Raw genomic sequence first — 8,686 nt, 5'->3', positions numbered from 1 at the left:
AAGGAGGGGGCTCTGCCCCCTCGGGCCTGACGGCCCTCACCCCCGGGATATTTGAGGCGAATCGAAAGGGAGCAGAGGGCGCGCTTTCCGCGGAACATCCGGAGGGTCCCCGGCCGGTGTGGCCGGGGGGGGGGGACGGCGGGCGCGGGGTCAGACCAGCGGGCAGCCGGCGGCCCAGTCCATGTAGATCTCGCGCGCCTTGCGGGTGAACTTGCGCTCTTTGTAGACCACGTCGTCGAAGCCCGCGACCGGCTGCACCTTGGAGAAGTTGCCGGTGAGGAACACCTCGTCGGCGGCGCGGAAGTCGTCGAGGGTGAGGACTGTCTCGTTCACCGTGTAGCCGGCTTCGCGCAGGTTCTTCATGTGGCGCTTGCGGGTCAGGCCGGCGAGGAAGGTGCCGTTGGCGATGGGCGTGAAATATTCGCCGTCCTTCACCATCCAGACGTTGGCGGTGGCGGTTTCGGCGACATTGCCCATCGCGTCCTGCACCAGCGCGTTGCCGAAGCCCTTGCGCTTCGCCTCGACCAGCATCCGGGCGTTGTTCGGATAGAGGCAGCCGGCCTTGGCGTTGCACACGTTGTCGGCCAGCACCGGGCGGCGGAACGAGGTCGTGGTCAGCGTCGTGCCCTTTTCCGGATCGGGCATCGGCACTTCCTCGAGGCACAGCGCGAAGCGGGTCGAGTTCTCCATCGGCGAGACCCCGAGATCCGAACCGTCGATCGCCCAATACATCGGGCGCACGTAGACCGCGGCGCCCTTTTCGTATTTGCGCAGGCCTTCCTTCGCGATCTCGACCATCTCGCCGGCGTCGACGGTGGGGGTGATCATCAGAGCCTCGGCCGAGCGGTTGGCGCGCGCGCAATGCGCGTCGAGGTCGGGGATCAGCCCGTCGAACAGGCGCGCGCCGTCGAAGATCGACGAGCCCTGCCACAGGCCGTGGTCGGCCGCGCGCATGACGGCGATGTCGCCCTCGTGCCACTGACCTTCGAAATAGGTGCGGATATTCTTGCCGAACGCCATGTCTGAACCTCCTGATTGCGGCGCCGTTTATACATGCGCCGCAATCGAGGTCCAGAAATCCGATTGTATCGGTGTCAAGCGCCTCAGTTGACCCGGTCGACGTAATAGACCGAGGTGGCCGAGGTGTTGAACAGCGACAGGATCGTGCGCAGACCCACGATCGGGCTTTCGGTGCCGACCACGAGGTCGCCGGGCTGGATCGTGAAGTTCTGGGCCGAGAACAGCCCGTCGGTGGTGGTCAGGTTGATCGAGAACACCACGCGCCCGTTGGTCGGACCGCCCTTGCCGTCGGCATGAACCGCCGAAGCCGGATACTGGCGCAGAATCAGCACGCCCTTCGGGTTGGCGCGGTTCGCGTCGACACCGCCAAGGAGCGAAACCGCTTCGATCGCGCTGATCTGGTCCTTCGGAAAATAAACCACCTTCTGCTGCCCGGTCGCGCCGAGCGCGATGAACGAACGTTCGTCTCTGCCCACGATCAGCTTGTCGCCGGGCTGGACGGTGATGTCGTTCGCCGGGTTGTCGGTCAGCGCCTTCATCGAGATCGAGTAGGAGCGCCCGCCGCGGAACAGCTTCAGCTGCGGGTTCGTCAGCGCAGCCGGCACCCCGCCGCCGCGCGCGATCAGCCCGAGCACGGTCAGCGACCGGTCGTCGAGCGGGATTTGCCCGGGCGAGGCGACGCCGCCGACCAGATCGACAGAATTCTGCGTCCCCGGCTTGGCGTTCAGCTGCACCTGCGCGGCGGGGATCATTTCGGCCACGCGGGACTGGATGCGCTCGCGCGCGGCATCGGGGCTGAGGCCCGCGACCTTCACCGCGCCGACATAGGGCACGAAGACATTGCCCGAGGGCGAGACCCGCGTTGCCTGAAGCTGCGCCGAGGGGGTGCCGGGCGTGGTCATCAGCTTGTTGTCGCCGTTTTCCCACACGCCGATCTCGACGGCATCGCCCGGTGCGATGATCTGCCCCGAGGCCTTGGCCGAGGCGGTGCCGCCCTTCGGCCAGTTCGTCCCGCTCGTGGCCAGCGCGCCGCTTCCCGGGCGCCACGACGCCACCACGGGCAGCAGTTTGCTGTCGACCTCGTAATGCGCGAAATCCTGGGTCTGGGACTGGTCGTTCCTGACGATTTCGCTGCGCAGGGGGGCGTTGCGGGGCAGGGTGCAGGCCGCGACGGAACTGAGCAGGAGCACACCGCCGGAGATGCGACGCCATGACTTCATTCGGACTTCCCCCGTTTCGTTCAGAGCTCTGCGATGGTAAGCCTCGCGTGGCAGCGCGAGTCAGACCGGAGCCTTTGCTTTCCGTATGGGGCGAAACGGCACGATTCACAAGCGCCAGAACGCGGACGGTCGCGGCACCGGCAGGTCTTGGGCAGGTCTGTGCCGTCCGGCACAAAGGTGAGACATGACTTTCGGCAAGCGCCTGTTCGACATTCTTTTCGCCCTGCTGATCCTGCCCTTCGTGGCGCTGATCGGGGTCGCGATCTGGGCGGTTCTGGCGCTGACGCAGGGCCGCCCGTGGTTTTATGCGGCCGAGCGGATGAACGCCCCCGATCACGCCTTCCGGCTGTGGAAGTTCCGCACCATGACGGTCGATCGCAACGATTCCGGCATCAGCGGCGCGCATAAGGCGGGGCGGATCACCCCGGCCGGGCGGGTGCTGCGCCGCACCCGGCTCGATGAACTGCCTCAGATCTGGAACATCCTGAAGGGCGACATCAGTTTCGTCGGTCCGCGCCCGCCTTTGCGCGAGATGGTCGAGCGCTTCCCCGGGGTCTATGGCGAGGTGCTGAAGTCGCGCCCCGGCGTCACCGGGCTCGCTTCGCTCTGCTATCACCGGCACGAAGAATGGTTGCTGGCGCGCTGCACCACCGCGGCCGAGGCCGATGCGATCTACACCCGCCGCTGCGTGCCGGAGAAAGCGCGACTGGACCTGATGTATGCCCGCAACCGCTCGGTGTGCTTCGATCTGGTGCTGATCTGGCGCACGATGCGGCGGGTCCTGCACTGAGGACCTTACTTTCGCCCGACGGTCGTGCGGGCCCCCGTCCGGCCCCCCTCCGGCGGGATCGGGGCGAAAAACGGGCGAAGTCCCGCCCGCAAGACTGTGGGGCAAGGCTGCGTGGGGTTCCGACGGTTGCCCGCGGCGCCGCGCGGAGGTATCTGTGGCAAAACCCAGGCGAGACCCGGCCGATCCGGCCGGGCAGGCGGTAGGCGGTAGAATGCTGAAGACGATCATTTCGCTGACGCGCTGGCAGAAGGCGATCATCCTGTTCGCGGTCGATGTGGCGCTGGTGCCGCTGGCCGACGCGGTGACGCTGCTGCTTCTGGGGGTGTGGCCGAACGTGCTGCTCAGCCGGATGTGGGATCACTGGCCGCTGGTGCTGGCCACGATGGTCGTCGCCGGCGCGCTGAGCGTGCTCAGCGGGCTGAACCGGCTGCGGCTCAAGGAGTATCAGGGCGATGCGATTTCGCGCTCGCTGCTGATGGCGGTGCTGATCGGGGCGTTCTATGCCGCGCTTGGCCAGTTCCTCGACATGGACATGCGCATCGCCTTCCATGTGGTGTTCGCGCTGGTGTATTTCGCGGGCTTCTTCACGGCGCGGCGGGTGCTGGTTTCGGTTCTGTCTTCGGTCTACCGCCGGTCGCGGCACTTTCCGCGGGTGGCGATCTACGGCGCCGGGCGCACCGGCATGACGCTCGCACGCGAGCTGAAGAAGGCCGACGATCTGCTCGTCTACGCGTTCTTCGACGACAATGCGACGCTTGCGGGGATGAATGTCAACGGGCTGCCGATCTATCCGGGCGTGCGTGCGGCGCAGGTGCGCGACCAGTTCAAGCTGAACCGGGTGATCCTGGCGATGCCCTCGGTTTCGGTCGACAAGCAGACCTTCATCTCGGAGCGGCTGGCACGGCTCGGCCTCGATGTGCAGACGCTTCCCGCCTTCACCCAGGTCCATGGCGGCGAGGCGCTGATGAGCAAGCTGATGCCCGCAGGGCCGGCGAAGCTGCTGCACCGCGATCCGCTCAGCGACACCATGCACGCCGGCTGCACCGCCTACGAGGGGGCGAATGTCCTCATCACCGGCGCGGGCGGCTCGATCGGGCTGGAGTTGTGCCGTCAGGTCATGGCGTGCCGCCCGGCGCGGCTGGTGTTGTTCGAGCTGTCGGAATTCGCGCTCTACCGAGCCGATCAGGAAATGCGCGTGATGGCCGAGACCCTCGGCACCGAGATCGTTCCGGTGCTGGGTTCGATCGCCGATGCGATCCACGTGTCGCAGGTGATGAAGGCGCATGACATTGGAATCGTGCTGCACGCCGCCGCCTACAAGCATGTGCCGCTGGTCGAGATGAATCCGCGCGTCGGCATGGCGAACAACGTGATCGGCACGGCGGTTCTGGCGCGGGCCGCGGCCGTCGCGGGGGTGCGGCGCTTCGTGCTGATCTCGTCGGACAAGGCGGTGCGGCCGGGCAATCTGATGGGTGCCTCGAAACGCATGGCCGAGCTGATCGTGCAGGATCTGGCGGCGCGCTCGCCGGGCACGATCTATTCCATCGTGCGCTTCGGCAACGTGATGGGGTCGTCGGGCTCGGTCATCCCGCGGTTCCAGCAGCAGATCGCCCGCGGCGGTCCGGTGACGCTGACCGATCTGCGGGTGACGCGCTATTTCATGACCATCGAGGAAGCCTCGCGGCTGGTGCTGCTCGCCGGTTCCTTCGCGGCGGGCGGCGAGGTCTATGTCCTCGACATGGGCAAGCCGGTGCGCATCGCCGATCTGGCGCGGCGGATGATCGAATCGGCGGGCTACACCGTGCGCGATGAACGCAATCCGAACGGCGACATCGAGATTCAGGTGGTCGGCCTGCGCCCGGGCGAAAAGCTCTATGAAGAGCTGATGGTGCGCAAGGGCGCGCAGGCGACGGCGCACAAGAAGATCATCCGCGTGCGCGAGGATCACCTGAGCGAGGCCGATACCGAATCCTGCCTGCGCGATCTGCGCGTGGCGATCGAGCATGGCTCGGACGCCGAGGTGATCGCCGTCACCGCCCGGATGGTGCCGGAATACACCCCGCAAAGCCTGCCCGAGACCGCGATGCAGTGCCGCATCGTCGAAGCGCGCCGCGCGCTTGGCAAGGCGGCGCAATAGCGCCGTCACCGGCCGCGCTTTTCGCATCCCTTCGGGGTCCCCGCGTCTTGCGAGGAGCGCCGCGCGTCCCTCAGACGAAGGGATCGACCGGGTATTTCACCCCGCACAAATAAAGCCCCTGCGGCGGGCAGACCGGCCCGCAGGCCGCGCGGTCGCAGGCGGCCAGAGCCTCGCCCACCCGTTCGGGCGCCCAGGCCCCGGCCCCGACCCGCTCCAGCGTGCCGACGATCGAGCGCACCTGATTGTGCAGGAAGCTGCGCGCGCGCAGATGGAAGCGGTATTCACGCCCGTTCGGCACCTCCACTTCCTCGATGCGGATCTCGTCGAGCGTCTTGACCGGGCTCTTCGCCTGGCAGATCGAGGAGCGGAAGGTGGTGAAATCGTGATGCCCGATCAGCGAGGCCGCGCCTTCGCGCATCGCCCCGGCATCGAGCGGATTTTGCACCTGCCACACCAGCCCGCGGTCATGCGTCGCGGGTGCGCGCCGGGCGAGCAGCCGGAACAGATAGCGCCGCTCGACGGCCGAGAACCGGGCGTGAAACGTCTCGTCCACCCGCGCGCAGGCGACGATGGCGACGGGCAGGGGCTTCAGATGGTGGTTCAGCGCCTCGGACAGCCGGAACGGATCCCACTCTTTCGTCAGATCGGCATGGGCGACCTGCGCGGTCGCATGAACGCCCGCGTCGGTGCGCCCGGCCGCGGCGATGGTGTGCGGCCCGGGCTCCAGCCGCGCCAGCGCCGCCTCGATGGCACCCTGCACCGAGGGCAGCTCCGCCTGCCTCTGCCATCCGGCAAAGGGGGCCCCGTCATATTCGATCCTGAACGCATATCTCGGCATGCCCCCGCTCTAGCGCGCCCGCGCCCCGAAACGCAATCCTCCCCATGGCCTTCCCGCCGCGCATCGTCGCAAAGCCCCCTCGCCCTTTCGATTCGCCGCAAATATCCCGGGGGTGAATTTGCCCGTCAGGGCAAAGAGGGGGCAGCGCCCCCTTCTTCCCCGAACGATCCCGCCCCCCTGTGAATCCCCCGCCCCCCTGCCTATGTTTCGGGGGAAAGACGGAGACTGCCCTTGCCCCCAGCCCTCACCGACATCGCCGACGGCCTCGCCCGCAAGGTCGAGGGGTTCGGCGCCCAGATGTCCGAAACCCTGTTCGAGCCGGTGATCCGCCTCGGCGTCACCGGCCTGTCGCGGGCCGGCAAGACGGTGTTCATCACCGCGCTGGTGGCCAATCTGCTCGACCGCGGCCGGATGCCCGCATTGACCGGCGCCGCGCAGATCCGTGCCGCCTTCCTGCGCCCGCAGCCCGACGACACCGTGCCGCGCTTCGATTACGAAAGCCACCTCGCCGCGCTGACCGGTCCCTCCCCGCACTGGCCCGAGGGGACCCGCGCCGTCTCGGAACTCAGGATCAGCTTCCGCATCGCGCCCTCGGGGCTGCTCGGCGGGCTCAGGGGAATGCGCACGGTGCATCTCGACATCGTGGATTACCCCGGCGAATGGCTTCTCGACCTCGGCCTGATGGAGCAGGACTTCGCGAGCTGGTCCGCGGGCACGCTCGCCCGCCTGCCGTCGCGGCCGGGAGCGGCCGCTTTCCTCGACCTGCTCGCCGCGACCGACCTCGCCGCGCCCCATGACGAGACCCGCGCCCGCGCGCTCGCGCAGGCCTTCACCGAGCACCTCACCCTCGCACGTGCGGCCGGCTGGTCCGATTGCTCGCCCGGCCGGTTCCTGCTGCCCGGCGAGATGGCGGGCTCCCCCGCGCTCACCTTCGCGCCGGTTCCGCCCGCGCCCGAAGGCTACCCCAAAGGCTCGCTCGGCCGCGAGATGGCGCGCCGCTACGAGGCCTACAAATCCCATGTCGTGCGCCCGTTCTTCCGCGACCATTTCGCCAGGATCGACCGTCAGGTGGTGCTGGTCGATGTCCTCGGCGCGATCCATGCCGGCCCCGCCGCGCTCGAGGATCTGCGCCGCTCGATGGCCGGGATCCTGCGCGCCTTCCGCCCGGGCACGGCCGGCTGGCTGACGGCGCTCCTCGGTGGGCACCGGATCGGGAAGATCCTTTTCGCCGCGACCAAGGCCGACCATCTTCACCACGAACAACACGCCCGGCTGACCGCGATCACCGGCGCGCTGCTGCGCGAGGCGCGCGACCGCGCCGATTTCGCCGGGGCCGAGACGCTGGCCCTGTCGATCGCCGCGCTGCGCACCACGACCGAGGAGACGCTCAGCGCCGAAGGCGAGACCCTGCCCGCGGTGCGTGGACGCCTCGCCGACGGGCGCTCCGTCGCGCTTTATGCCGGAGAGCTTCCGGCCGATCCCGCGCAGCTTCTCGCCCCGGCGCGCGCGGGGGCCGAGAGCTGGCTCGACGGCGATTACGCGCTGATGGACTTCATCCCCGCCGCCGGCGCACTGCGCCCGGGCGAGGGGCCGCCGCATATCCGCCTCGACCGCGCCGCCGAATTCCTGATCGGAGACAAGCTGTGAAAAAGCCGCTGATCGTCGACATGGCCGACCCCGGTGCCTCCCCGGCCGAGGCGCCCCCCGTGCCGGACGATGACACTCTCCCCCCGGCCGAGGGCCGCGCGATGCAGATCGCGGCGCGACTCGCGGCGCGTCCGCCGTCGCGGATCGGGCGGTTGTTCTGGGGGGCGACGGGGGCGCTCGTCTCCTTCGTGGTCTCGGTCGCGTCGTGGCGCTTCGTCGAGGGGATGTTCGCGGCGAACCCGCTGCTCGGCTGGATCGCCACGGTGCTCTTCGCGCTGTTCGCGGTGGCTGCGCTGCTCATCGCGGGGCGCGAGGCTCTGGCCTTCGCCCGTCTCGGCCGGCTCGACGCGGTGCAGCACGCGGTGAGTGCTGCGGCCGAGGGCGACGATCTCACTCGCGCGCAGGCCGCGCTCGGCCGTCTCACCACGCTTTACGCTGCGCGCCCGGAACTGAGCTGGGGCCTCGCCCGTCTGGCCGAACGCGCGCCCGAACAGCTCGACCCGCACACCCTGATGACGCTTGCCGAGACCGAGCTGATGGCGCCTCTCGATGCCGCCGCCCGGCTGGAGGTCGAGGCGGCTGTGCGCACCGTCGCCACCGTCACCGCGCTGGTGCCGCTCGCGCTTGCCGATGTGGTGGCGGCGCTGACCGCCAATGTGCGGATGATCCGTCGTTTGGCCGAGATCTACGGCGGGCGCACGGGAACGCTCGGTGCGCTGCGGCTCGGGCGCACGGTGATGACGCATCTGGTGGCGACGGGGATGGTCGCGGCGGGCGACGATCTGATCGAGACGGTGACCGGCGGTCACATCGCGGCGAAGCTGTCGCGCCGCTTCGGCGAGGGGGTGGTGAACGGCGCGCTCACCGCCCGCGTCGGCATCGCGGCGATGGAGGTGTGCCGCCCGATGCCGTTCAGGGCCCTGCCGAAGCCGCGGGTGACCTCGCTCAGCGGTCGCGCGCTTGCGGGCATTTTCGGCAAGGACAAGTCCGCAAAGACGGCGAGTGACGCCGGGCCGGACGACCCCGCGTCCTGA

General features: G+C 68.8%; 7 protein-coding genes. 4 read left to right on the top strand and 3 right to left on the bottom strand.

The features are described from left to right. Positions 1–150: 150 nt before the first annotated feature. Positions 151–1,020, bottom strand: coding sequence for a branched-chain amino acid aminotransferase (locus CG50_RS01970; RefSeq protein WP_036634591.1), 870 nt, complete (start codon positions 1,018–1,020; stop codon positions 151–153). 83 nt (positions 1,021–1,103) lie between these two features. Continuing rightward, positions 1,104–2,240 (bottom strand): polysaccharide biosynthesis/export family protein, encoded by a 1,137-nt coding sequence (locus tag CG50_RS01965; protein ID WP_051909372.1) that lies wholly within the window; start codon positions 2,238–2,240, stop codon positions 1,104–1,106. A gap of 184 nt (positions 2,241–2,424) precedes the next feature. Between CG50_RS01965 and CG50_RS01960 the strand changes: the two genes are divergently transcribed. Both CG50_RS01960 and CG50_RS01955 read left to right on the top strand, forming a co-directional pair. Beyond that, complete coding sequence (locus CG50_RS01960) at positions 2,425–3,030, top strand: sugar transferase (RefSeq protein ID WP_036634589.1); 606 nt, start codon at positions 2,425–2,427, stop codon at positions 3,028–3,030. Positions 3,031–3,241: 211 nt separating this feature from the next. Beyond that, entirely contained in the window at positions 3,242–5,167 is a 1,926-nt protein-coding gene (locus CG50_RS01955; RefSeq protein ID WP_081880238.1) for a polysaccharide biosynthesis protein, read from the top strand. 70 nt (positions 5,168–5,237) lie between these two features. Here the strand turns inward: CG50_RS01955 and truA are convergent, their stop codons facing one another. Then, positions 5,238–6,005: a tRNA pseudouridine(38-40) synthase TruA gene (gene truA / locus CG50_RS01950; RefSeq protein ID WP_036634588.1), complete on the bottom strand. Its 768-nt coding sequence runs from the start codon at positions 6,003–6,005 to the stop codon at positions 5,238–5,240. A 297-nt stretch (positions 6,006–6,302) separates the two neighbouring features. Here truA and CG50_RS01945 point away from each other — a divergent pair, with 297 nt between their 5' ends. Together CG50_RS01945 and CG50_RS01940 are read left to right on the top strand one after the other, a co-directional pair. Beyond that, on the top strand, positions 6,303–7,652 hold the full coding sequence (locus CG50_RS01945) for a YcjX family GTP-binding protein (protein WP_051909377.1): 1,350 nt from the start codon (positions 6,303–6,305) through the stop codon (positions 7,650–7,652). After that, positions 7,649–8,686: a YcjF family protein gene (locus tag CG50_RS01940; RefSeq protein WP_245615559.1), complete on the top strand. Its 1,038-nt coding sequence runs from the start codon at positions 7,649–7,651 to the stop codon at positions 8,684–8,686. The genes CG50_RS01945 and CG50_RS01940 overlap by 4 nt, the downstream gene beginning before the upstream one ends.

This window comes from Paenirhodobacter enshiensis, assembly GCF_000740785.1.
GTDB lineage: Bacteria > Pseudomonadota > Alphaproteobacteria > Rhodobacterales > Rhodobacteraceae > Rhodobacter > Rhodobacter enshiensis.
This window is presented reverse-complemented; position numbering and strand designations above follow the sequence as displayed.